Source organism: Erwinia sp. 1181_3, assembly GCF_052824965.1.
Genome location: NZ_VTDE01000002.1, coordinates 522734 through 545541, shown reverse-complemented (window position 1 = coordinate 545541; position 22808 = coordinate 522734). Strand labels below are relative to the sequence as shown.

18 protein-coding genes are annotated in these 22808 nt (G+C 53.4%); 5 read left to right on the top strand and 13 right to left on the bottom strand.

The window, feature by feature from the left end; genetic code table 11:
* Positions 1 to 2: 2 nt before the first annotated feature.
* The 3 genes from artP to FY046_RS06850 all read right to left on the bottom strand — a co-directional run bounded on the left by artP (position 3) and on the right by FY046_RS06850 (position 3238).
* Complete coding sequence (gene artP, locus FY046_RS06860; protein WP_133841067.1) at positions 3 to 731, bottom strand: arginine ABC transporter ATP-binding protein ArtP; 729 nt, start codon at positions 729 to 731, stop codon at positions 3 to 5.
* 1036 nt (positions 732 to 1767) lie between these two features.
* The gene (locus FY046_RS06855; RefSeq protein ID WP_133841066.1) at positions 1768 to 2418 is read right to left on the bottom strand and encodes a hypothetical protein; all 651 of its coding nucleotides are present in this window, start codon (positions 2416 to 2418) and stop codon (positions 1768 to 1770) included.
* Positions 2419 to 2707: 289 nt separating this feature from the next.
* Positions 2708 to 3238: a lipoprotein gene (locus FY046_RS06850; protein WP_159338118.1), complete on the bottom strand. Its 531-nt coding sequence runs from the start codon at positions 3236 to 3238 to the stop codon at positions 2708 to 2710.
* 100 nt (positions 3239 to 3338) lie between these two features.
* On the opposite strand from FY046_RS06850, the gene FY046_RS06845 reads away from it, so the two are divergent.
* Entirely contained in the window at positions 3339 to 3662 is a 324-nt protein-coding gene (locus tag FY046_RS06845) for a heavy metal-binding domain-containing protein (protein ID WP_159338119.1), read from the top strand.
* Positions 3662 to 4504, top strand: coding sequence for an N-acetylmuramoyl-L-alanine amidase (locus FY046_RS06840; protein WP_159338120.1), 843 nt, complete (start codon positions 3662 to 3664; stop codon positions 4502 to 4504). The genes FY046_RS06845 and FY046_RS06840 overlap by 1 nt, the downstream gene beginning before the upstream one ends.
* Position 4505: 1 nt before the next feature.
* Here FY046_RS06840 and ltaE read toward each other — a convergent pair whose 3' ends face one another.
* The 4 genes from ltaE to hcp form a co-directional block, all read right to left on the bottom strand.
* Entirely contained in the window at positions 4506 to 5510 is a 1005-nt protein-coding gene (ltaE, locus tag FY046_RS06835; protein ID WP_133841062.1) for a low-specificity L-threonine aldolase, read from the bottom strand.
* 65 nt (positions 5511 to 5575) lie between these two features.
* On the bottom strand, positions 5576 to 7297 hold the full coding sequence (poxB, locus tag FY046_RS06830; RefSeq protein WP_446185900.1) for a ubiquinone-dependent pyruvate dehydrogenase: 1722 nt from the start codon (positions 7295 to 7297) through the stop codon (positions 5576 to 5578).
* A 131-nt stretch (positions 7298 to 7428) separates the two neighbouring features.
* On the bottom strand, positions 7429 to 8409 hold the full coding sequence (hcr, locus tag FY046_RS06825) for an NADH oxidoreductase (protein WP_446185899.1): 981 nt from the start codon (positions 8407 to 8409) through the stop codon (positions 7429 to 7431).
* 3 nt (positions 8410 to 8412) lie between these two features.
* On the bottom strand, positions 8413 to 10065 hold the full coding sequence (gene hcp, locus FY046_RS06820) for a hydroxylamine reductase (RefSeq protein WP_421507429.1): 1653 nt from the start codon (positions 10063 to 10065) through the stop codon (positions 8413 to 8415).
* A 199-nt stretch (positions 10066 to 10264) separates the two neighbouring features.
* On the opposite strand from hcp, the gene FY046_RS06815 reads away from it, so the two are divergent.
* Positions 10265 to 11923 carry a DUF2813 domain-containing protein gene (locus tag FY046_RS06815; RefSeq protein WP_421507430.1) on the top strand — a complete coding sequence of 553 codons (1659 nt, stop codon included), beginning with the start codon at positions 10265 to 10267 and terminating at the stop codon, positions 11921 to 11923.
* A 146-nt stretch (positions 11924 to 12069) separates the two neighbouring features.
* Here the strand turns inward: FY046_RS06815 and cspD are convergent, their stop codons facing one another.
* Complete coding sequence (gene cspD / locus FY046_RS06810) at positions 12070 to 12297, bottom strand: cold shock-like protein CspD (protein ID WP_133841057.1); 228 nt, start codon at positions 12295 to 12297, stop codon at positions 12070 to 12072.
* A gap of 321 nt (positions 12298 to 12618) precedes the next feature.
* On the opposite strand from cspD, the gene clpS reads away from it, so the two are divergent.
* Both clpS and clpA read left to right on the top strand, forming a co-directional pair.
* The gene (gene clpS / locus FY046_RS06805) at positions 12619 to 12939 is read left to right on the top strand and encodes an ATP-dependent Clp protease adapter ClpS (protein ID WP_133841056.1); all 321 of its coding nucleotides are present in this window, start codon (positions 12619 to 12621) and stop codon (positions 12937 to 12939) included.
* 31 nt (positions 12940 to 12970) lie between these two features.
* Entirely contained in the window at positions 12971 to 15247 is a 2277-nt protein-coding gene (gene clpA / locus FY046_RS06800; RefSeq protein ID WP_167864867.1) for an ATP-dependent Clp protease ATP-binding subunit ClpA, read from the top strand.
* 58 nt (positions 15248 to 15305) lie between these two features.
* On the opposite strand, the gene FY046_RS06795 is transcribed toward clpA, so the two are convergent.
* The 5 genes from FY046_RS06795 to aat form a co-directional block, all read right to left on the bottom strand.
* A complete protein-coding gene (locus tag FY046_RS06795) occupies positions 15306 to 16133 on the bottom strand; it encodes an alpha/beta hydrolase (protein ID WP_446185898.1) in 828 nt (275 codons plus the stop codon).
* A gap of 7 nt (positions 16134 to 16140) precedes the next feature.
* Positions 16141 to 18597, bottom strand: a complete 2457-nt coding sequence (locus FY046_RS06790) for an autotransporter family protein (protein ID WP_167864865.1) — start codon at positions 18595 to 18597, stop codon at positions 16141 to 16143.
* 275 nt (positions 18598 to 18872) lie between these two features.
* The gene (locus tag FY046_RS06785) at positions 18873 to 21332 is read right to left on the bottom strand and encodes an autotransporter family protein (RefSeq protein WP_159337138.1); all 2460 of its coding nucleotides are present in this window, start codon (positions 21330 to 21332) and stop codon (positions 18873 to 18875) included.
* Between the two features lie 197 nt (positions 21333 to 21529).
* Complete coding sequence (infA, locus tag FY046_RS06780; RefSeq protein WP_002211347.1) at positions 21530 to 21748, bottom strand: translation initiation factor IF-1; 219 nt, start codon at positions 21746 to 21748, stop codon at positions 21530 to 21532.
* 360 nt (positions 21749 to 22108) lie between these two features.
* Positions 22109 to 22801, bottom strand: coding sequence for a leucyl/phenylalanyl-tRNA--protein transferase (aat, locus tag FY046_RS06775; RefSeq protein WP_133841051.1), 693 nt, complete (start codon positions 22799 to 22801; stop codon positions 22109 to 22111).
* Between the last annotated feature and the right edge of the window lie 7 nt (positions 22802 to 22808).

The following is a 22808-nucleotide window of genomic DNA, read 5'->3' as shown; positions in this document are numbered from 1 at the left end:
AATTAATGCGAAAGATAATGGGCAAACGCCTCGGTTTGCGGCTGTGTAAAGCGGCTGGCATCACCCTGTTCGACAATATAGCCATTTTCCATATACACCACGCGGCTGGCCGTTTTACGCGCCACTTCCACTTCATGGGTGACGATCACCTGGGTGATATTGGTCTGCGCCAGTTCACGAATGATGCTGACGATCTGGGCGGTGATTTCCGGGTCCAGTGCAGCGGTGGGTTCATCGAACAGCAGCACAGCCGGTTCCATCATCAGAGCACGAGCAATGGCTACGCGCTGCTGCTGGCCACCGGACAGGTGCAGAGGATAACGGTCGGCAAAGGTCGTCAGACGCAGGCGATCGAGCAGTTTCGCAGCACGTTCATGTGCCTGCGCTTTGCTTAAGCCCAGCACGCGGCAGGGGGCTTCGATCAGGTTCTGAACGACAGTCAGGTGAGGCCAGAGATTATACTGTTGGAACACCATACCGACGTTTTGACGCAGTTCGCGTATTGCCACGTCGCCAGGGGGTTTTGTGAAGTCAAAGCGATTGCCAGCGATTTCCAGCGTACCGGAACGCGGCATCTCCAGCAGGTTTAACACACGCAGGAGAGAGCTCTTCCCGGCACCGCTTGGCCCCAGCAATACCAGCGTCTCACCCTGAGGGCAAGCCAGCTGAATGTCAAAAAGCGCCTGGTGGGCACCGTAATAGCAGTTAATACCGTTTAGTTGAATACTCATGCGCAAAAAGTGAATAGCAATTGATGCCGCGAATCTTAACGTCGACAGCATAGTTATGCAATCATTGTGCGTTAAAATTTATTTATGCGGGCAGGGTGATTAAATAGTAGCACAAGATAGCGCGATGTTACGGTTTTCACTGAAATGTATCGGGGCCGTTATGCAATTATGTGCGCGGGATCGGATCAATGACTGTGCTACAGAAGGATGGCGAGCCCGTGAACCTTCATGAGCATAGATAACTATGTGGCTGGGGCGAATGGGTGTAGAAAACGCATCTGCATCTTAAAGTATGAAGGGTATGCCTCTGATTATTAAAATACGCCATCGAATTCTTAACGTGAATGCATGCGATAATCAGGGATTACTGGTTGTGGCTAGAAATTTAATCATGATAATAATTTACGCTCATTGAACTAATTAAAAGTTACGGTTACAATATCCACGTGATTGCAGATGTCGTATTTTTATGGCTTTCATAGAATCGGATCTCAAGCAAAGTAATGATTTATTGTTTCAATTGTGATTTTTTCGAAATGCAATTTTTTCTGATAAACCATGACGGTTCGTCACTTCCGGGATCAGGTGGATTACATGTAATATGCTATTTGCATGTCGAAATCATTAAGGTGAGAATAACTTACAGGAGTTATATTGAATGGATTCAAAAAAGCACTTTAAAATGTTCATGGTTTTTATCTCTTTTCTTTTTTTTGCTTTTTTTTGCTTTGTTTTTGTTAGCGCTATTTTCTCAATAAAAAGAATTGTCGAGGATGGTGGTATCTATTCTTTTAACTCAGGAGATCTGATTGGCCACCTGTTAATATTGCTGATTATAGTAGGATGTCTTTATTTTTCAATAAAGACATCATTGTTAATGTAATAATATATTTTCTCAAAATATTGGTGTTAGGGAGTGGGCTAACGCCGTTGATGAATTTTTTGGGTGTTGTTGTTTTTTTATCGAACTTTGATGGCACTAATTGATAGATTTAAGATAATAGATATGCTAATTTCTAATTAATTAAAATGACATTTAGTTAATTCCACTTAAAATATTTTTTATTATCTCATGAAATTCCTCTTCATTATTTTCCTTTATTGATAGTGCGTCAATAAAGGGTTCCAGGTAATCATCGACAAGAAAATAAAACAGGTCGAGGTCATCTTTTTTTCTCATCATATAAAACAATGAAGGTGACTTGTTTTTTAATTTTCTCGAAACATATAAAGATCTTGCTCTGGCTCCAGCTATTGTAACACTCAGTGTGAATGTTGCGTTGAATATAATCTTGGGAAGTAATTTACTGGTAAAGTAAGATGCCATGTCCTGAAGCAGAATGCTGTTTATAAATATTCGCCCAGAAGCCTTTCCTGCTTGTTCAGCGATAATGTCTGTGACGTGTTTTCTCGAGTTTCTTGTAAATTCGCCCACAACTAATACTATTATTTTTCTTATCTCATCATTAGAAATACCGAATTTAATTCGTCTAAATAACCTGTCTGAATCCAATCTATTTACCCATCTGTTTTCGGTATCAAAGTATTCATAAGAAGAATATCCGATATCTCTTGAGAAGTCCTTGACGATATTACCAGCGAAGGTTGTGTATTTTATATAAAATGGTTTGCTGTCAGTTTTCATTAACGCTATTATTTGTTTTGAAATTCTTTCTGTATCACTCATTTTACATCCTTTTTTGTGCTTTTTTCATTAGGTTGAAGTGACATTATTATTATTATTTTAACTGAGTAATTATAATGTGTTTCATTGGTGCCTGTCTGGTTTGTTTTGCGCCAGTGTGATTTTCTGAATAAACCATCTGCTCGGCGAATTTTACGTTCAATGAATTAGATTGGAAATAGTAATAATACGATTATAAATCAGGGGGCAGGAGGCGATCGTATGAATTATTCTATGGGGATAAAGACGGCATTAAACATCGTGCCGCCAGCCAGCGGCACGTATTCGTGACTTATTTTTGCAGCAGTTGGACGAGTGAGCCGCCGGAAAGATGCGGATTAGGGCCCAGATAGCGCACATCACTGACGGACCAGCAGGTGCCCTCACGAACCATCAGCACTTCATCCTGCCAGCTTGTATCACCCCGTTTCAGCGTGACGCGCAACGGGATGTTACGGGCATCGGTATTCGGGATAGTCGAAGCATCCGCCACGCTGGCGTCCGTAGCACCCTGGCTCTGACTGGAGAAGATATCTCCCGTCAGCAGTGCGGTTTTATTCGGTTTCGTTTGTGCGTTAATCAGAGACTGATAGAGCGCATCACTGAGTAGCGGGCGGTACTTTGCCAGCAGTTGAGCATCCGGCAATCCCGGTGAAGGTTGTTGTGTACGCAGATCGTAGAACTGCTGCGCTACGCTGTCCGGGCCGCCATCAGCACAGGGCCCCACCCGGGTACCAATGTCCTTATAGGCAGGTTCTACGGTAGTACAGGCACTCAGTAACAGCGCAAGGGGTACCACGGAAGCAAAGGGTAGGTATTTCATTCTGATTTCCTTATTGTTATCAGCGAGTGTGCTTTATCATTGATTATAGCCGCTGAGTATAGTTGCAAGAGCGAAGTGAACACTGAACAAGGAGAGCGACATGAAATTTTCCACAACGCCAACGCTGGAAGGCCAGCCCATTACTGAATATTGCGGTGTCGTCACCGGCGAGGCGATTCTTGGCGCCAACATTTTTAAAGACTTTTTTGCCGGCATCCGTGACATCGTCGGCGGCCGTTCCGGGGCGTATGAGAAAGAACTGCGTAAGGCGCGCCAGATAGCCTTTAGCGAGCTGGAAGCACAGGCGAAAGCGCTGGGGGCCGATGCCGTTGTCGGAATCGATATTGATTATGAAACCGTGGGCAAAGACAGCAGTATGCTGATGGTCAGTGTCAGTGGCACCGCAGTGAAACTGCATCACTGATGCGTCCGTTGTCTATCGTTCGCCCGCTGTTGCTGCTGCTGGCGGTCTTTCTGTATACCTCTATTACCCCGAAAGGGCTGCAACCGCATCAGGGATACACGGTGGATACCCGGCAGGAAGCTTACGGTGCGCGCCCGCGCGTCAAAGTACTGGTGATCCACTATACGGCCGGGGACTTCCCGCGTTCACTGAATACGCTAACCGACCGTCGGGTAAGCGCTCACTATCTTTTACCGGCAACGCCACCGAAATATGATGGTCAGCCGCTGGTATGGCGACTGGTGCCGGAGGCGATGCTGGCGTGGCATGCCGGGGAGAGTTTCTGGCGCGGCGCAACCCGGCTGAATGATACCTCCATCGGTATTGAGCTGGAGAATCAGGGCTGGCACCGTGAGGGCGGCGTTGTGGTCTGGCAGCCGTTCCCACAGTCGCAGATGGATGCACTGTTGCCGCTGGTGCGTGACATTGTGCAGCGCTACGGTATTCAGCCACAGGACGTGGTGGCGCACAGTGATATTGCTCCGCTGCGTAAACAGGACCCTGGCCCGCTGTTTCCCTGGCAGTGGTTTGCCGGGCAGGGTATTGGTGCATGGCCTGATGCAGAAAGGGTGACATTCTGGCTGGCGGGTCGCCCACCGACACAGCGCGTGGATAAAACCCGCCTGCTGGACCTGTTAGCCCGTTATGGTTATGAGGTGACGCCGCAGATGAAACCGTATCAGCAGCAGGCGTTGATCGCCGCCTTTCAAATGCACTTTCGCCCGTCAGATTACAGCGGCGTGGCCGATGCTGAAACCGAAGCCATTGCCGCTGCGTTACTGGAGAAATACGGTTCTGACTAATTTACTGCGCGGCTAAAAATGCCTGCCACTGGCTGACCAGCTGTTGCAGTGCATCACGGTCGGCATCCAGGTGGGTTACCAGACGCGTCACGGGTCCGGGGCTGAGGAGAATACCGCGTTCGCGCATCCACGGCCCCAGCGTGGCAACCTGCGCTTCTGGCAGCCGCAGGAACACCATGTTGGTATCGTGACGGGTGACATCCACGCCGATGCCACGCAGTGCCTCTGCCAGCCAGGCGGCATTGTCGTGGTCATCTTTTAAGCGGGCGACGTTATGCTCCAGCGCATACAGCCCGGCGGCGGCCAGAATTCCCGCCTGACGCATGCCACCGCCTGTCATCTTCCGCCAGCGGCGAGCGCGATGAATAAATTCCTCACTGCCGCACAACAGCGATCCTACAGGTGTTCCCAGCCCTTTAGACAGGCAGATCGTCAGCGTATCGCAATAGCGTGCAAGTGTCTCCAGCGGCACGTCCAGCGCCACCGCCGCGTTGAAAATACGTGCACCATCGATATGCAGCGCCAGTTGACGTTCGCGGGTAAAATCCCATGCCTGTTGCAGATAGGCAATCGGCAGCACCTTGCCGTTATGGGTATTCTCCAGGCTTAACAGGCGAGTGATAGCGAAATGGACATCATCGGGTTTGATAAACTGCGCCACCACATCCAGCGGTAACGATCCGTCAGCGGCTGCAAGGATCGGCTGGGGCTGTATGCTGCCCAGCACCGCCGCGCCGCCTGCTTCGTATTTGTAGTTATGTGCCAGCTGACCGACGATATACTCTTCGCCACGCTGACAGTGGCAAAGCAGGGCGACCAGATTCGCCTGGGTACCTGTGGGCAGGAACAGGGCGGCGGCCTTGCCGCTCAGGCGAGCAGCCTCTGATTCCAGTTGATTGACGGTGGGGTCATCACCATAAACATCATCGCCGGTTTCAGCCGACATCATGGCATTCAGCATCGCCTGGCTGGGGCGGGTCACGGTATCACTACGCAGGTCAATCACGCTCAACTCTCCTGTCAACAGTAAAACGGACGCCGCAGCGTCCGTGAAAAGGCCTTCACTCTTTTTTACCGCAGCCAGTTGGTTTTTGCCAGATCAACCACTTCGTCACCGCGACCATTAATAATTGCGCGCAGCATATACAGGCTGAAGCCTTTCGCCTGTTCGAGTTTGATTTGCGGCGGCATCGCCAGCTCCTCTTTGGCGGTGACCACGTCGATCAGTGCCGGGCCATCATGTGCCAGCGCCTGTTGTATGGCGTCGTCCAGTTGCGATGCCTGTTCAACCCGAATGCCTTTCACTCCGCAGGCGTTAGCAATCGCCGCGAAGTTGGGGTTTTCCAGGTCGGTGCCGTCGGTGAGATAGCCGCCAGACTTCATCTCCATTGCCACAAACCCCAATACGCTGTTGTTAAACACCACGATTTTGACCGGCAACTTTAGCTGTGCCAGTGAGAGGAAATCGCCCATCAACATGCTGAATCCTCCGTCACCACACAGCGCGATGGTTTGACGGCCAGGATCTATGGCCTGGGCACCAATGGCCTGCGGCATCGCATTGGCCATTGAACCGTGACTGAATGATCCAAGCAGGCGGCGTTTGCCGTTCATTTTCAGATAACGGGCTGCCCAGACGGTTGGGGTGCCGACATCACAGGTGAAGATCGCATCTTCGCTGGCGTAGCGACTGATCTGCTGTGCCAGATACTGCGGATGGATCGGTTGTTTATCGTTAGCGGTGGCCAGCGCATCCAGCTCTTTACGCGCTTTGGCGTAGTGCTCCAGCGCCTGATCGAGGAAGCCGCGTTCGGTTTTCACACTGAGCTGTGGCAGTAAGGCCGTGAGCGTGGCCTTGACATCACCGACCAGCGCCATATCCAGCGCACAGTGGCTGCCCAGACTGCCGGGATTGATATCGATCTGAATGATTTTCGCATTGGCCGGATAAAAAGCCCGGTAAGGGAACTGGCTACCGAGGATCAGCAGCGTGTCAGCATTCATCATTGCGTGGTAGCCGGAGGAGAAGCCGATTAATCCGGTCATACCCACGTCGTAGGGATTGTCGTATTCGATATGTTCTTTGCCGCGCAGGGCGTGCACCACCGGGGCTTTCAGCGTTTCAGCCAGTGCCAACACTTCGCTGTGCGCGCCTGCACAGCCGCTGCCGCACAGCAGGGTGATATTGCTGCCCTGATTGAGCGCAGCAGCCAGTTTCTCCAGCTCAGCGGCAACGGGCTGCACCTGCGGTAACTGCGGAGGATACCAGTCGGCACTGGCGGTTTCCGGGGCCAGCTGGAGAGCAATATCCCCCGGTAACACCACCACGGAAACGCCTTTACTGAGGATCGCTTTACGCATGGCAATCCCCAGCACCTGAGGGAGTTGCTCAGGGTTAGAGACCAGTTCGCAGTAGTGGCTGCATTCACGAAACAACTCTTGTGGATGGGTTTCCTGAAAGTAGTTGCTGCCGATTTCCGCTGACGGAATATGTGCGGCAATCGCTAATACCGGCACGTGGTTGCGGTGACAGTCGAACAGACCATTGATGAGATGCAGGTTACCGGGCCCACAGGATCCGGCACAGACCGCCAGTTCTCCAGTAAGGTGAGCTTCAGCGCCAGCGGCAAACGCCGCCACTTCTTCGTGACGCGTGGGCATCCAGCGAATGGTTCCCATACGATTAAGGCTGTCACTCAAGCCGTTCAGTGAGTCGCCCGTGACGCCCCAGATACGTTTTACGCCCGCACTTTCCAGTGTTTTTGCGACCAGGGTTGCAACAGTTTGCTTCATGCGTTCTCCTCAGTGATGGGGATGTCCTTTGACGGGAAGATAAAGTTCACGGTTACAAGCTTAGTTTAGGATGCGCCGGGCAGGTGATACCGTGTGAAACAAGCGGTTTCACACGGGAGTCAAACGTGAGATCAGGCGAGGACGATATCGCTTTCTGGATAGCAGCTGCATGCCAGTACGTAACCCTGGCTAATCTCGGTGTCACTAAGTGTCTGCTGGCTGCGGGTTTGGTAGTGGCCTTCCGTCACGCGGGTTTTACAGCAGCCGCACACGCCCGAGCGACAGGCAGCGACAACGGGGAGTTTATGGTGTTCCATCGCGGCCAGCAGTGACCAGCCTGACGGAAAGGTGTCAGCCTGTAAGCGCATCGGGCTGCGCAGGGTAAACTGCGTCTCTTCTTTGGCGACATCGGCTACCGGGGTGAACTGTTCTGTGAAAATCGTCTTTGCCCCCAGTGCCTTCACATCATGTTGCAGGCTCGCCATATAGGCCTCGGGTCCGCAGATCATCACGGTACGCCGAACCATATCAGGCACCAGTGCGGCCAGGCGCGCACGATCAAGGCGACCGGACAGCATCGCTGGCGTGGCGCTATTTTCAGCGATAATCGTCAACGTTAACCACGGCTGCATGGCACTCAGCTCACAGGCAAAAATGACATCCTGCGGTGAACGAACGCTGTACAGCAGTTGCACATTGCAGGCCGGGCGCTGCGCATGTAGCCAGCGGCACATCGACATTATCGGCGTGATGCCGCAGCCCGCCGCCAGAAAGAGATAATGGCTGGCAGGATGGCGCTGACAGCTAAAATCTCCCTGGGGATCGGACAGCCAGATATCGTTTCCCGGGCGAACATCGCGCGTCAGCCAGCCCGAGCCTTTACCCTGTTCGATCTGTCGCACGGTGAGCGTGATAAACGGGCTTTGTCCCGGGGTGGATGACAGCGTATACGCGCGCATTTCCTCGCTGTTACCGATTTTCACCAGCGCGAACTGGCCCGCCTGCCAGCGATAGAAGTCATGGTTAATCAGCGCAAGCGTCCAGACATCGGGGGTTTCCTGCTGCACATGATGAACCTGCATGCGCCAGGGGCACAGTATCTTTGAATTCATGGGTTACTCCACGCTGCCAAGGATGGTGGCAAGATCGTTTTCCACGCTGCTGACCGGGATCATGCCGAACTCTTTTTGTAACAGTGCCAACAGGTTATCGGTGAGAAATGCCGGGGAGGTTGGCCCGGTACGAATGTTTTTTACCCCCAGTGATAACAGCGTGAGCAGCACGACAATGGCTTTTTGTTCAAACCATGAAAGCAGCAGTGATAGCGGCAGGTCGTTGACGCCGCAGTTGAGTTTTTCTGCCAGTCTGACCGCCAGCATAATGGCCGCGTAGCTGTCGTTACACTGGCCCACGTCCAGCAGGCGTGGTAACCCTTCGATGTGGCCAAACGCCAGTTTATTGAAGCGGTATTTCCCGCAGGCCAGCGTCAGCACCAGGCAGTCCTGTGGGATAGCCAGCGCCATATCCGTGTAATAGCTACGTTGGTCACGGCTGCCATCACAGCCACCGACCAGGAACACATGGCGCAGTTTCTGGCGGCTTACCAGGTCGATGATACTGTCACAGGCATCCAGCAGCACTTTACGCCCGAAGCCGACAGTGATCTCATGAGGAATTTCACTCCAGGGGAAGCCCGGCATACTCTCTGCCTGGTCGATGACGGCAGAGAAATCGTCACCTTCCAGGTGATTGACGCCAGGCCAGCCGACGATGCTGCGTGTCCAGATACGCTGCTGATAATCGCCTACCAGCGGGTCAATAATGCAGTTGGAGGTCATCACTATCGGGCCAGGGAAGCGGGCAAACTCCGTTTGCTGGTTCTGCCAGCCGCTGCCGTAGTTACCCACCAGATGCGGGTATTTTTTGAGTTCCGGGTAACCGTGGGCAGGTAACATCTCGCCGTGGGTGAAAACGTTAATGCCTCTGCCGGCGGTCTGCTCCAGCAGGAACTGGAGATCTTTCAGGTCGTGACCAGAAATCAGGATCGCCTTGCCGGCCACCGGGCGAACATTGACGGTGACGGGCTGTGGGTCGCCATACACCGTCGTTTGCGCTTCATCCAGCATGCCCATAATGGTGAAGTTCATTTTGCCGATCTGCATGGCGCAGGCCACCAGATCGTGGGTGGCAGAAGGGTTTGTCCCCAGCCAGGCCATGATCTGATGATACTCAGCATAGATCGCGTTATCGAAGCGGTTATGGACGTGAGCATGTTCCATGTAGGCTGCCGCCCCTTTTAGCCCATAGAGACAAAGCAGATGCAACCCGAGGGTGTCGGCGTCCGCGTCCCCCTCGTTCAAGGCAAACTGTGCGGCTTGCTGCTGCAACCCGGCGATTTCATGGCTTGCCAGGTTGAGCGCGGCGAGCGGGTGATCGAGAAACAGGCTACCTCCCCTCTGCACGCAACGCTGTTGCAGACGATCGCGCAGGGCGATCGCTTCAAACGCGTAATCGACAATACGCGCGGAATCAAAATTGACGTTAGTCAGCGTGGAGAAAAACGCGCGCGGGGCGAAATTATCCACTTCGTGATCGATAATTCCCAGACTGCGTGCCTGAAGTGCCCAGGCTGACAAGCCCTGAAGCACCGCCACCAGCAGATCCTGTAGATCGGACGTTTCCGCTGTTTTACCGCACATACCTTGCGCGTAAGCACAGCCGTCGCCGACCGGAGTACGCATTGTTTGCTCACATTGAATACAGAACATGGTCTCACCTTTTATAAGATGTATTTAATATACATTTTTATGTATGAGATTACGGCCCGGGATACAAGCAGCCGTAAAGATTAACCTGCCCTGGTTTGATCTGGCGCAATTCTGCAACTGCAAACAGCGTTTTTTCTCCGTGGCTTGACCCACCGACGCAGGCCGACCATTCTCAATACAAAAGCAAAAAGGGGCAAAGATGATTCTGGAAAAAATGGCTATCGTCGGCTTTCGTGGCATCAACCGCTTGTCGTTGCCGCTGGAAGGAAACAACGTTCTGATTGGCGAAAATGCGTGGGGGAAATCCAGCCTGCTGGATGCGCTGACGCTGTTGCTGGCTCCTCAGCAGGATCTGTACCAGTTCAGGCGCCATGATTTTCATTACCTGCCGGGTGAACAGCATCGTCGGGAACGCGATGTGCAGATCGTACTGACGTTTTGCGAACGCGAGGTGGGTGAGGCGGAAGCGGTGCAGTATCAGCCGCTTTCCTCCCTGTGGTGGCGAGGCGAAGGCGGATTGCGCCGTCTTGAGCTCTGTATCGAGGGGCGGCTGCTGGACGAAGAACAGATAGTAACCCGCCGACAGTTTCGAGATGCCCGGGGACAAAGCATCATTAGCGGCGACCAGGCGACGGAGGCGATAACAGCACTGATCCGCCTGCATCCCGTGCTGCGCCTGCGCGATGCACGTTTCAGCCGACGCCAGCCACACGATGCAGCACCGGCTGCGCCGCTGACTGAACTGACAAGTATGATGGAAGATCTGATGCGTGACGGGGCGATCTGCCCGCAAAATCTGACGGATACCGCACTGCGCGAAGGGCTGAATACCCTGCAACAGCTGGTGGAACATTATTTTTCTTTTCAGTCGCCCCAGGCATCACTTCCAGCCAGCCGCGTCCCTCACCAGCAGCGTGAATCCGGCAGCGGCTGGCGTCATCTGCGGGAAATGAATCAACTGATTGCCGGGGGCGACCGCAGCCGTCGACTGATCTTGTTGCGGATGTTTGCCCTGCTGGTTCAGGCGCACGGTGCGCGACAGTTGGATGCGCAGGCCCGGCCGTTATTGCTGGTGGAAGACCCGGAAACCCGTCTGCACCCGACCATGCTGGCCGTGGCCTGGGAGTTACTCTCACTGCTGCCCCTGCAAAAAATCGTCACCACGAACTCGGGTGAACTGCTGTCGCAAGTGCCGGTGGAGCAGGTGTGTCGCCTGGTACGCGAGCCACAGCGCGTAGCCGCGTGGCGTATTGGCCCCGCAGGCATGAGCGCTGAGGACAGCCGACGCATCGCTTTTCACATTCGTTTTAACCGCCCGTCTTCGCTGTTTTCCCGCTGCTGGTTGCTGGTGGAAGGTGAAACAGAGGTGTGGGTGATGAACGAGCTGGCGCGCCAGTGCGGTTATCATTTTGCGGCAGAAGGCGTGAAGGTGATTGAGTTCGCCCAGTCCGGGTTAAAGCCGTTGCTGAAATTCGCTCAGCGTATGGGCATTGAATGGCATGTTCTCACCGATGGCGATGATGCCGGAAAGAAATATGCTGCTACGGCTCGCAGTATGCTGGATGAGGCGCGGGCAGACGAACACCAGCACCTGACGCAATTACCCGCACTGGATATGGAGCATTTCCTGTACAAAGCGGGTTTTGCTGCGGTCTATCATCGTATCGCCAGGCTGCCTCCCAATGTACCGATGAATATGCGGCGAATTATTGGCAAGGCCCTCCAGCACGCTTCCAAGCCGGAGCTGGCTATTTCAGTGGCGATGGATGCTGCTGAGCGCGGAACGGACTCGGTTCCCCCGTTGCTGCGTAACATGTTTGCCAGCGTGCAGTGGCTGGCGCGAGGGAAAGCGGATTAATGCCGTTATTTCCGTTCATGGCATTCTGCCTGGGTTGAAAAGCGCAACTGTCCACCCATATAAGGAGAGTGAGCAGAGCGCCCAATAAAAATGCCAGCATCACTGGCTGGCATTTTGTCGCAGGGTTGTACAGAATGAGTAAGGGGTCATGCGCTGATAGCGATGGCCTCTTCAACAGGGACGATGAGGCTGGCATGATTGCCTTTTGGGCCCTGATGCAAATCAAACTGGACTTGTTGCCCGGCTTTCAGCGTTCTGTAACCGTCCATCTTAATCGTTGAGTAGTGAGCGAAAATATCCTCGCCGCCGCCCACCGGACAGATGAAACCGAAGCCTTTGGCGTTATTAAACCACTTAACAGTACCCGTCTCCATGCTTCTACATCCCTCGCAAGACATTCAAATTGAGTGAGGTGTCCAGGTTTAAAAACCTGACGGCTGGTTAATCTTCATTCAGCCTGTGTTTGTACTGTAGAGAATTAGCATCAAGGGTCAAGCAATCGGGCGGTTATGATGGGGATGAAATCATCAAAATTTGAAGCAGTTAACGCTATTGCGAATTTTGTGATGAAGGTCGCGATTGATGATTTCTGTACACAATTTCAACCGCGCTGTACAACATTGTGCTCATGTTATTCCTAACATGAATGATGTTAGTCTGGCGTAAGTAAGCAATGTTGATCACACTGGGTAGGTATGGGAAAGACTAACGATTGGCTTAATTTTGAAAAGCTTGCAGACGATAAAGTCCGTGAGGAGCTCAAGCCACCCTCGATGTATAAAGTTATTCTGAATAATGACGATTATACGCCTATGGAATTTGTTATTGACGTTCTGCAAAAGTTCTTTTCTTATGATGTTGAACGTGCAACGCAACTGATGCTCGCGGTTCACTACCAGGGAAAGGCGATATGCGGTGTGTTTACTGCTGAAGTCGCAGAGACTAAAGTCGCTAATGTGAACAAGTATGCCAGGGAAAATGAGCATCCGTTGCTTTGTACGCTGGAAAAAGCCTGAATAAGGCGATCTATTTGTGGGGGAGGTGCCTATGCTCAATCAAGAACTGGAACTCAGTTTAAATATGGCTTTCGCCAGAGCGCGCGAGCACCGACATGAGTTTATGACCGTCGAGCATTTGTTACTGGCATTGCTCAGTAACCCGTCGGCCAGAGAGGCACTGGAAGCCTGTACGGTGGATATTGTCGCGTTACGGCAGGAGCTCGAAGCTTTCATTGAACAAACCACCCCGGTCTTGCCGGTGAGCGAAGAAGAGCGCGACACACAGCCGACGCTAAGTTTCCAACGCGTACTGCAACGTGCTGTTTTCCACGTGCAGTCATCCGGCCGCAGCGAAGTTGCGGGCGCTAACGTACTGGTCGCGATCTTTAGCGAGCAGGAGTCGCAGGCTGCTTATCTGCTGCGCAAACATGAAGTCAGTCGTCTTGATGTGGTGAACTACATCTCACACGGCACACGCAAAGATGAACCAGGCCCGGCATCGGGTGCTGAGAATCCGGTTAATGAAGAGCAAGCAGGCGGGGAGGAACGTATGGAAAACTTCACCACCAACCTTAACCAGCTTGCTCGTGTTGGCGGTATTGACCCGCTGATCGGCCGTGATAAAGAGCTGGAACGCGCCGTTCAGGTTCTCTGCCGCCGTCGTAAAAATAATCCACTGCTGGTGGGCGAATCTGGGGTCGGTAAAACGGCAATTGCGGAAGGTCTTGCCTGGCGTATTGTGCAGGGTGATGTGCCGGAAGTGATGAAAGATTGCACCATCTATTCACTGGATATTGGTTCTCTGCTGGCGGGCACTAAATACCGTGGTGACTTTGAGAAACGCTTTAAAGCGTTACTGAAACAGCTTGAGCAGGACACCAGCAGCATTCTGTTTATCGATGAAATTCATACGATTATTGGTGCTGGCGCGGCATCAGGCGGCCAGGTGGATGCCGCAAATCTGATTAAACCGCTGCTGTCGGGTGGGAAAATTCGCGTGATGGGTTCTACCACTTACCAGGAATTCAGTAATATTTTCGAAAAAGATCGTGCGCTGGCACGTCGCTTCCAGAAAATTGATATTACTGAGCCAACGGTTGAGGAAACGGTGCAGATCATCAATGGTCTGAAGCCGAAGTACGAAGCGCACCACGACGTTCGTTACACCGCAAAAGCGGTGCGTGCGGCGGTGGAGCTGGCGGTGAAATACATCAACGACCGTCATCTGCCCGATAAGGCGATTGACGTTATTGATGAAGCCGGTGCCCGTGCGCGTCTGATGCCGGTCAGCAAACGCAAAAAAACCGTCAACGTGTCGGATATCGAAACGGTGGTGGCGCGTATTGCCCGTATTCCTGAGAAGAGCGTGTCGGCTTCCGACCGTGATTCACTGAAAACGCTCGGCGATCGCTTGAAGATGCTGGTATTTGGCCAGGATAATGCCATTGAAGTGCTGACCGAAGCGATCAAAATGAGCCGTGCAGGTTTGGGCCAGGATCGTAAACCTGTTGGTTCCTTCCTGTTTGCCGGCCCGACCGGTGTTGGGAAAACCGAGGTAACGGTTCAGCTGGCGAAAGCGTTGGGTATTGAGCTGCTGCGTTTTGACATGTCCGAGTATATGGAACGTCACACCGTCAGTCGTCTGATTGGTGCGCCTCCGGGCTATGTTGGTTTCGATCAGGGCGGCCTGTTAACCGATGCGGTGATCAAACATCCGCATGCGGTGGTGTTGCTGGATGAGATTGAGAAAGCGCATCCGGATGTCTTCAACCTGCTGTTGCAGGTGATGGATAACGGCATGCTGACGGATAATAACGGCCGTAAAGCGGACTTCCGTAATGTGGTGGTCGTGATGACCACGAACGCCGGGGTACGTGAAACCGAACGTAAATCTATCGGCCTGATCCAGCAGGACAACAGTACCGATGCGATGGAAGAGATCAAAAAGATCTTCACACCAGAGTTCCGTAACCGTCTGGATAATATTATCTGGTTCAAACATCTCGACCAGGTCGTGATCCATCAGGTTGTCGACAAGTTTATCGTCGAACTCCAGGCCCAGTTGGATGCGAAAGGTGTCTCGCTGGAAGTCAGTGATGACGCCCGTGACTGGCTGGCAGAGAAAGGCTACGACAAGGCAATGGGCGCACGCCCAATGGCCCGTACCGTTCAGGAGAGCCTGAAGAAACCGTTAGCCAATGAGCTGCTGTTTGGTTCACTGGTTGATGGGGGATCGGTGTCGGTGGCGCTGGATAAAGATAAAAACCAACTGACCTATCACTTCCTGAGTGCACAGAAGCGTAAAGCGGAGGGGACCGTGCATTAATTTGCCGGACCTGCGCGAATAAAAAAGCCTGATGATGATTCATCAGGCTTTTTTTTGTCTATTTACAGGCGGGCTGTTGCGCCAGTAGGGCGGTCCAGTGCGTTTCCCAATGACCCCCGTGTGTCAGCCCAGGAACCTCAACGATTTGTACGCAGGAAGAGTGGCTGGCATCCGCATAGCCTTGTGCCACGCTGTGCGGCACCACCCGATCCTCACTGCCAGAGAAGTGGATCTGTGGCAGCCCTGACAGCCTTGGGGCAACGTCTTTGGCATTCAGCGACTGTGGCATCGGGCTGGCCTGATGCAGACGGTTCACCTCATCCATATCGAGATTTCCCGCCACCGTGCGCAGCGACTGCACATCATGGCGCCGCGCCGTGACTAACGCAGCCACCGCACCACCACCCGAGTAGCCTACCAGCACGAGCGGCTGACCGGGGGCCTGGCGGGCAATCTGTGTGATGGCATTATTCATTGCATTAATCACCTCTGGAGCAAAGCGGCGGTCGGTCCACCAGCTCTTGTTACAGACGGGATTGCGCGTCATTGGGATGTACTGGCAGGGACGTGCCAGATAGACCACATTCAGGGCAGGGTCGGCAGCGGCAAGTTTAAGCGCAGTAGGGTTAAACGGGGTGGGATCGCGTGAGGGCTGACTGGGAGTGACCCAGGCAAAACCATCACCTTCAATATAGAGATGCACAGGCTGCTGAGGATCGCGAATGCGCCCCCACCAGCTGAGTACAAAGGGGGCGGCGTTGATTTCACCCTGCTGTAAACCCGCCGCACGCGCAATGGCGTCGGCGGTTACAACTCGGTTATCGGTGGCGCAACCGATGAGCAGGCTGCACCACAGTAACCCAACGCAACGGGATGTGAATTTCACCCGTGGCTTAGAACAGCTTACGCACTTGCAGACTGACGGTCTGACCCATGAACTGCGGTGCAGTTTGCAGGTCGTAACGCGCTTCCAGGGTCAGGTCATCGGCATGGGCCAGTGAAACACCGACGCTGGTATCTGCACTGTCTGCAGCCTGGCGGGCACCCTGCGAGGTAAAGCGGGTTTCCCCCAGACTGTCCGCGCTGAAACCGGAATTAGTGGTCATCGGGCTGCGATCGTACTGATGGCTCCACATTACCTGGACAAACGGAGACAGGTCGCCGGCAGGCGTTGACCAGCTGTGCGCCAGTTTACCGCCGAGGCTGCTTTCGACCGACTGGCTGTGGGCGCTGTCGACATCCAGCGCACTGCCATTGTCGCTATTTTCCTGATAGCTGCCCTGATGAAGGTAGCTGTAGCTCAGGCTGGCCAGCGGGGTCAGGGTGGTGTTAGCCCCTAATGCCAGCGGGTAACCGACCTCCGACTTCAGTGCCACCTGCTGCCCGGTAAAGTGCGCGCTTGCGTTGTCGTTGAAGCCGTCGAAGGCCACCTGACGCTGGCTGTCGTAAGACTGACGGGTCAGGCTGGTGCTGAGGTTAACAAACCACGGCTCGCCGCTGTAGGTGGCATAAAGAATGCCGCCCCATGCGTCAACGTCGCTGCTGCTGCCTTTGACGTTGTCCTGGCCTTTAACGGAGGTGCGGCTGTAGCTTAACGCCGCACCGGCACGCCAGCTATCCAGAATCTGACGGTCAGCACCCAGCACCAGGCCGCCGTAATGGGCGCGGTAACCACTGACGTTATCGACCATGCCCTGACGCGCGCTGCCGTAGAAAGGTTTGCCCCATGCTGCCCAGTCGAGGCTGTCGTCACCGGTGGCGACACCACGTGCGCTGGCGCCCGGGGTGATGCGCAGGCCGTCCAGATGCGTGCCAACGACGCCCAGGGCATCCATGGATGCGGCCGAGGTGGCGGCGGATGCCATGCTGTTCTGGCCTGGCGAAAGCTGCTCGCCGATGCGGTTGGCTTCTGCTTCCGTGGTGATGGTTTTTGAGGCGTTGAAGAGATTCAGCAGCGCAGGGGAGGAGATGCCGCTGTAGCTCGACAGACCATTCAGTGACGAGATGGCATTGCCAGTTGTCGGAAGCGGTCTGCCCGTGCTTGGGGTATTGCCACCACCGTTGTTATTACCGCCACCGCTGTTATTACCGCCGGACAGATAGACGACCAGGTTGTCGGTATTACTGACTTCGTCGCTAATCGCTGTACCTGTCACTGTGCCATTAAACGTGTCAGCACTGTAGTGCAGCTTGCTGGCATTATAATCGGCAGTACTGGCTTTGATCACCACATAGCGCTGACCATCGGCAAAACCATAGCTGCCTGTATTGAGTAATTTGATTGAAGACCCTGCATCAATCACCGCATTTCCTCTGACGTTCAGGCGTCCATAGCCACTATCCAGCGCGCTTCCCAGCGCCTGGGAGGCATCGGAAACCCCAATACGCAGGATCGCGTTAGCGGTCTGATGGTAGTTGCCGTCGACCTTCAGACTCTCATTAACCAGAACATCAGCGTTGTTGGTCAGGGTATGAGTGCCACCCAGATACACGTTGTCGTTCAGCAGCAGCTGTCCCGTCTGGAAACGCACATCTGCCCCTGTGCTGTTTATCGCACCAATCGGTGAGGATGTTGGTAATGAGAATGAATAAATCATCTGATTACTACCGATCAGCGAACCGCGACGATTTACGCCCCCGTTGATCACCAGAGCATTACTGGTATTGTTGACAATGTCACCGGCGATGGTTCCGCTGTTGTTGATCGCGCCAATCGTACCTTTGTTGAGAATGGCAATGCTATCAGATGAGTTCAGCCCGTTACCATACACGCCAATATAACCATCGTTATTCAGAGTCGTTATCACGCCAACGTTAAAAATAGCTTTTGTTCCCCCGATGATTTCACCGGTATCGGTGTTAGTCAGCGTAGTGATCGTACCGAAGTTAGCGATCCCTGACATCGGATCCGACGTGCTTGATGTGTTGTTGCCAGAGGTGATTAGCCCGCTGTTTACCAGAGAACCAATCGTGTTGTCGTTTTCCAGCGCAATGAAATCTGTTGAGTTCATTACCCCTGAGTTTTTCAGAGAGGAAAGCGTTCCCCCGCCACCGTTATAGAAAGCAAGCTTGGAGTCGTTGTAGATACTGCCCTGATTATCCACTAAATCGGTATCTTTCATATTGGCTACGGTAGCAAGATACGACATGGATGTGGTAGTTGAACTCAAGGTTGCCGCAGGCTCAATCGTCAGAATATCGGTAGAGACGGTGAGCTGATTAATGACAGCTGAGTGACTAATTATCTCTTCGGTTTGTGCCGGGTCGGCGTGAGCAAGGTTAAAACATTGAGCCGCCGCCAGCGCAACAACCAGCGGCTTGAGTGGGAAAGAATACAGCGATTTATTCATTGTGTTTGCCACCATCAGAGTTAACAAGACGGTTTTCTCCGTCCGTTTTATAGGAATTATCTGATTTATCGGCAGCATTGAGAGGCACTTTAGATGTGCAAATCACTATATTTCAGGCATAAAAAAACCGGACTGAAAGCAGTCCGGTTTGGCGTAGCGGTACTGCAGGCAGCGCCCCGGTATAGAAGCCAGAGGCACCACTTTTGCAGCAGGATTACTGCGGCAGACTACACCGCAGTAATCCAACGCCTGGGGGCATGAATTTCACCCGTGGCTTAGAACAGCTTACGCACTTGCAGGCTGACGGTCTGACCCATGAACTGCGGTGCAGTTTGCAGGTCGTACCGCGCTTCCAGCGTCAGGTCGTCGGCATGGGCCAGTGAAACACCAACGCTGGTATCCGCACTGTCTGCAGCCTGGCGGGCGCCCTGTGAGGTAAAGCGGGTTTCCCCCAGGCTGTCCGCGCTGAAACCGGAGTTAGTGGTCATCGGGCTGCGATCGTACTGATGGGTCCACATCACCTGGACAAACGGAGACAGGTCGCCGGCAGGCGTTGACCAGCTGTGCGCCAGTTTACCGCCGAGGCTGCTTTCGACCGACTGGCTGTGCGCGCTGTCGACATCCAGCGCACTGCCATTGTCGCTGTTTTCCTGGTAGCTGCCCTGATGCAGGTAGCTGTAGCTCAGGCTGGCCAGCGGGGTCAGTGTGGTGTTAGCCCCTAATGCCAGCGGATAACCGACCTCCGACTTCAGTGCCACCTGCTGCCCGGTAAAGTGCGCGCTGGCGTTGTCGTTGAAGCCGTCGAAGGCCACCTGACGCTGGCTGTCATAAGACTGGCGGGTCAGGCTGGTGCTGAGGTTGACGAACCACGGCTCGCCGCTGTAGGTGGCATAGAGAATGCCGCCCCATGCGTCAACGTCGCTGCTGCTGCCTTTCACGTTATCCTGGCCTTTAACGGAGGTGCGGCTGTAGCTTAACGCCGCACCGGCACGCCAGCTGTCCAGAATCTGACGGTCGGCACCCAGCACCAGGCCGCCGTAATGTGCGCGGTAACCGCTGACGTTATCGACCATGCCCTGACGCGCGCTGCCGTAGAACGGTTTGCCCCAGGCGGCCCAGTCGAGGCTGTCATCACCGGTGGCGATACCGCGTGCGCTGGCGCCCGGGGTGATGCGCAGGCCGTCCAGATGCGTGCCAACGACGCCCAGGGCATCCATGGATGCGGCCGAGGTGGCGGCGGACGCCATGCTGTTCTGGCCTGGCGAAAGCTGCTCGCCGATGCGGTTGGCTTCCGCTTCCGTGGTGATGGTTTTTGAGGCGTTGAACAGATTCAGCAGCGCAGGGGAAGAGATGCCGCTGTAGCTCGACAGACCATTCAGTGACGAGATGGCATTGCCCGTCGTCGGAAGCGGTTTACCCGGCTTTGGCGTATTGCCGCCACCGTTGTTATTACCGCCACCGCTGTTATTACCGCCGGACAGATAAACGACCAGGTTATTGGTATTATTGACTTCGTCGCTAATCGCTGCACCTGTCACTGTCCCATTAAACGTGTCAGCGCTGTAATGCAGCATGGCGGCATTATAATCGGCCGTGGTGGCATTGATCACTACATAGCGCTGGCCGCTGGCGAAACCATAGCTGCTGCCAGTACTGGTTAAGCGAATGGACGACCCAGGGTCTATCTGTGCATTGCCATTCACGTTCAGGCGGCCGTAGCCCACATCGAGAGTGCTGCCGTTAGCGTTTGTAAAGTCGGTAACACCAATATTCAGGACGGCCGCAGCAGTTTGATGATAATTCCCATTAATGTTTACCGGTTGGGTAATCAGAACGTCAGCGCTATTGGTCAGTGTACCGTTGCTGCCGAGCCCGACATTATCATTCAACCAAAGCTTGCCCTGCTGGAAAGCGAGATTAGCATTGTAACTGCCCAGTGTACCGAGCGTTGAGTTTGGTAAGATTATCGAATCACTTGTGATGCCGGTCAGTATGCCACGTCGGATGTTCCCACCGTTTATCACCAGGTCGGTCATGGAGTAACTGGTGACATTCCCGATGATAGTACCGCTGTTATTAAGGGTCGTCAGCGTGCCGTAGTTGGTGATAGCCGTTCCAATATAGATGTTGCTATTACCCAACTGACGAATGGTGCCCTCGTTGTTCAGCTCGGTAATGGTACCTGAATTGAAGATGGCCGTATTAGTGCTGGAAATAGTGCCGAGCGCCTGATTAGTCAGTGTCGTAATGATTCCATTGTTCTGAATCCCCGCAGCTCCCATACCGGGCATCGGCATAGACGTACCATTGGTACTGATGGTACCGCTGTTAATCAGGTTAGTAATGGTGGCGTTATTGGTGTTGTAAATCGCGCCGCCCGATAAAACCATTCCACTGTTGGAACCAATAGTGAGCTGACCTGAATTGCGCAGGGTGTCGATGATCCCCTGGTTCATCAGCGTCGATGAGTAAATCGAGTTGAGAATGCCCTGATTATCCACCCGTTGGGTATGCTGCTGGTTATTTACCGCAATGCTGGAGATGGAAAAGTTGGCGTCAGGTGTGAACGTCAGAATATCAGTAGTGGGGCTCAGTGTTGTCGTATAGCTATAACTGGCGTCAACAACCTGCTCAGTCTGTGTTGGGATGGCATGTGCCAGAGACGTCAGACTTTGAGCCGCCGCCAGTGCAATAACCAGCGGTTTAAGAGGGAAAGAGTGCAGCGTTCTTATCATTTATTTGCCACCATCAGAATTATAAGGTTGAGGTACCCATTTTTTAAGAATTATCTGATTTATCGGCAAGGAGGCAACGGCACTTTAGGGGCACGAATCACTATATTTCAGGCGTAAAAAAACCGGACTGAAAGCAGTCCGGTTTGGCGTAGCGGTACTGCTGGCGATTAACGCGGCAGCACCTCAGAATGGGTCACTTAGCGACTACGGAAGACAATGCGGCCTTTGCTCAGGTCGTACGGGGTCAGCTCTACAGTGACTTTGTCGCCCGTCAGGATGCGGATGTAGTTTTTGCGCATTTTACCGGAGATATGAGCGGTAACCACGTGACCGTTTTCCAATTCAACGCGGAACATGGTGTTAGGTAACGTATCGAGTACGGTACCCTGCATTTCAATATTGTCTTCTTTGGCCATCGAATCCTCTAGGTGGACTACCTTAGTTTTGAACCGGCGAGATAATGCCGAATTTCACGTATTAAGTAAAGAATTGCGGATGAATTCATCCACATCAATCCCTCTGACGCGCACCTGGCGCAGACGGATTACGAATTAATCTGGAGTCAGTGACGTCAGCGTGGGGGAACAGCGGGCTAAGAATCTGTTTAAAATATGCTTTGGTCGCACGATTAAAACAGTTCTGAAAAGGTGCGTTGAGATTCCCAGCCTGGTATTCCGCATCACCATCTTGTACCGGTGAAAGGCGGACGACATACCAAACGCGCATATTATATCACTGTTCTTGCCCTGTTGCGTGCAAAACATAGAAGGATTGCATTAAAAAAGCCGACGTGGCTGCCAGCAATCAGCAGAAAGAGGCTGATGCGCCAGAGAATGGACATATTGCAGGTAGGCCGCGCGGGGAATTTCCTGCGCGCCCAGAGAGAGGGTATGAGGATTAAGCACCTGGCAGTCGATTAACTTGCCACCCTGTTGCTGAAAGTACTCACTGAAGACCAGCAATGCCGTTTTGGAGGCATTCTCGCTGCGGCTGAACATCGATTCACCGCAAAAGATTTGCCCCAGTTCCAGCCCGTACATACCGCCGACCAGGTCTTCACCACGCCATACTTCTATCGACTGTGCGTGTCCCAGCTCATGCAACTTTTGCCAGGCGCGTTTCACCTCATGGGTGATCCAGGTTCCTTCATTACGATCGCTGGCGCAGCCTTCTATCACCTGCTGAAATTGTTGGTTCAGTGTGACCTGATAAGGGGATTTTTGATGAAAGCGTTTCATACTGCGGCTGAGATGGAAATGTTCAGGCAGCAGCACTGCCCGCGGATCGGGTGACCACCAGAGGATAGGATCGCCAGGGGAAAACCACGGAAAAATGCCCCGATGATAAGCGTTAAGCAAACGCTGCGGACTGAGGTCTCCCCCCATTGCCAGCAGGCCATTGGGTTCCCGCAACGCCATTTCTGGCGGCGGGAAATTAAGCGATTCACGTGAGAGCTGGATCAGGCGCATCGGGCAA

Excerpts from the sequence above, each read along its gene's own strand:
- artP (WP_133841067.1), bottom strand. The coding sequence starts at position 731 with ATGAGTATTCAACTAAACGGTATTAACTGCTATTACGGTGCCCACCAG.
- FY046_RS06855 (WP_133841066.1), bottom strand. The coding sequence starts at position 2,418 with ATGAGTGATACAGAAAGAATTTCAAAACAAATAATAGCGTTAATGAAA.
- FY046_RS06850 (WP_159338118.1), bottom strand. The coding sequence starts at position 3,238 with ATGAAATACCTACCCTTTGCTTCCGTGGTACCCCTTGCGCTGTTACTG.
- FY046_RS06845 (WP_159338119.1), top strand. The coding sequence starts at position 3,339 with ATGAAATTTTCCACAACGCCAACGCTGGAAGGCCAGCCCATTACTGAA.
- FY046_RS06840 (WP_159338120.1), top strand. The coding sequence starts at position 3,662 with ATGCGTCCGTTGTCTATCGTTCGCCCGCTGTTGCTGCTGCTGGCGGTC.
- poxB (WP_446185900.1), bottom strand. The coding sequence starts at position 7,297 with ATGAAGCAAACTGTTGCAACCCTGGTCGCAAAAACACTGGAAAGTGCG.
- hcr (WP_446185899.1), bottom strand. The coding sequence starts at position 8,409 with ATGAATTCAAAGATACTGTGCCCCTGGCGCATGCAGGTTCATCATGTG.
- hcp (WP_421507429.1), bottom strand. The coding sequence starts at position 10,065 with ATGTTCTGTATTCAATGTGAGCAAACAATGCGTACTCCGGTCGGCGAC.
- FY046_RS06815 (WP_421507430.1), top strand. The coding sequence starts at position 10,265 with ATGATTCTGGAAAAAATGGCTATCGTCGGCTTTCGTGGCATCAACCGC.
- cspD (WP_133841057.1), bottom strand. The coding sequence starts at position 12,297 with ATGGAGACGGGTACTGTTAAGTGGTTTAATAACGCCAAAGGCTTCGGT.
- clpS (WP_133841056.1), top strand. The coding sequence starts at position 12,619 with ATGGGAAAGACTAACGATTGGCTTAATTTTGAAAAGCTTGCAGACGAT.
- clpA (WP_167864867.1), top strand. The coding sequence starts at position 12,971 with ATGCTCAATCAAGAACTGGAACTCAGTTTAAATATGGCTTTCGCCAGA.
- FY046_RS06790 (WP_167864865.1), bottom strand. The coding sequence starts at position 18,597 with ATGAATAAATCGCTGTATTCTTTCCCACTCAAGCCGCTGGTTGTTGCG.
- FY046_RS06785 (WP_159337138.1), bottom strand. The coding sequence starts at position 21,332 with ATGATAAGAACGCTGCACTCTTTCCCTCTTAAACCGCTGGTTATTGCA.
- infA (WP_002211347.1), bottom strand. The coding sequence starts at position 21,748 with ATGGCCAAAGAAGACAATATTGAAATGCAGGGTACCGTACTCGATACG.
- aat (WP_133841051.1), bottom strand. The coding sequence starts at position 22,801 with ATGCGCCTGATCCAGCTCTCACGTGAATCGCTTAATTTCCCGCCGCCA.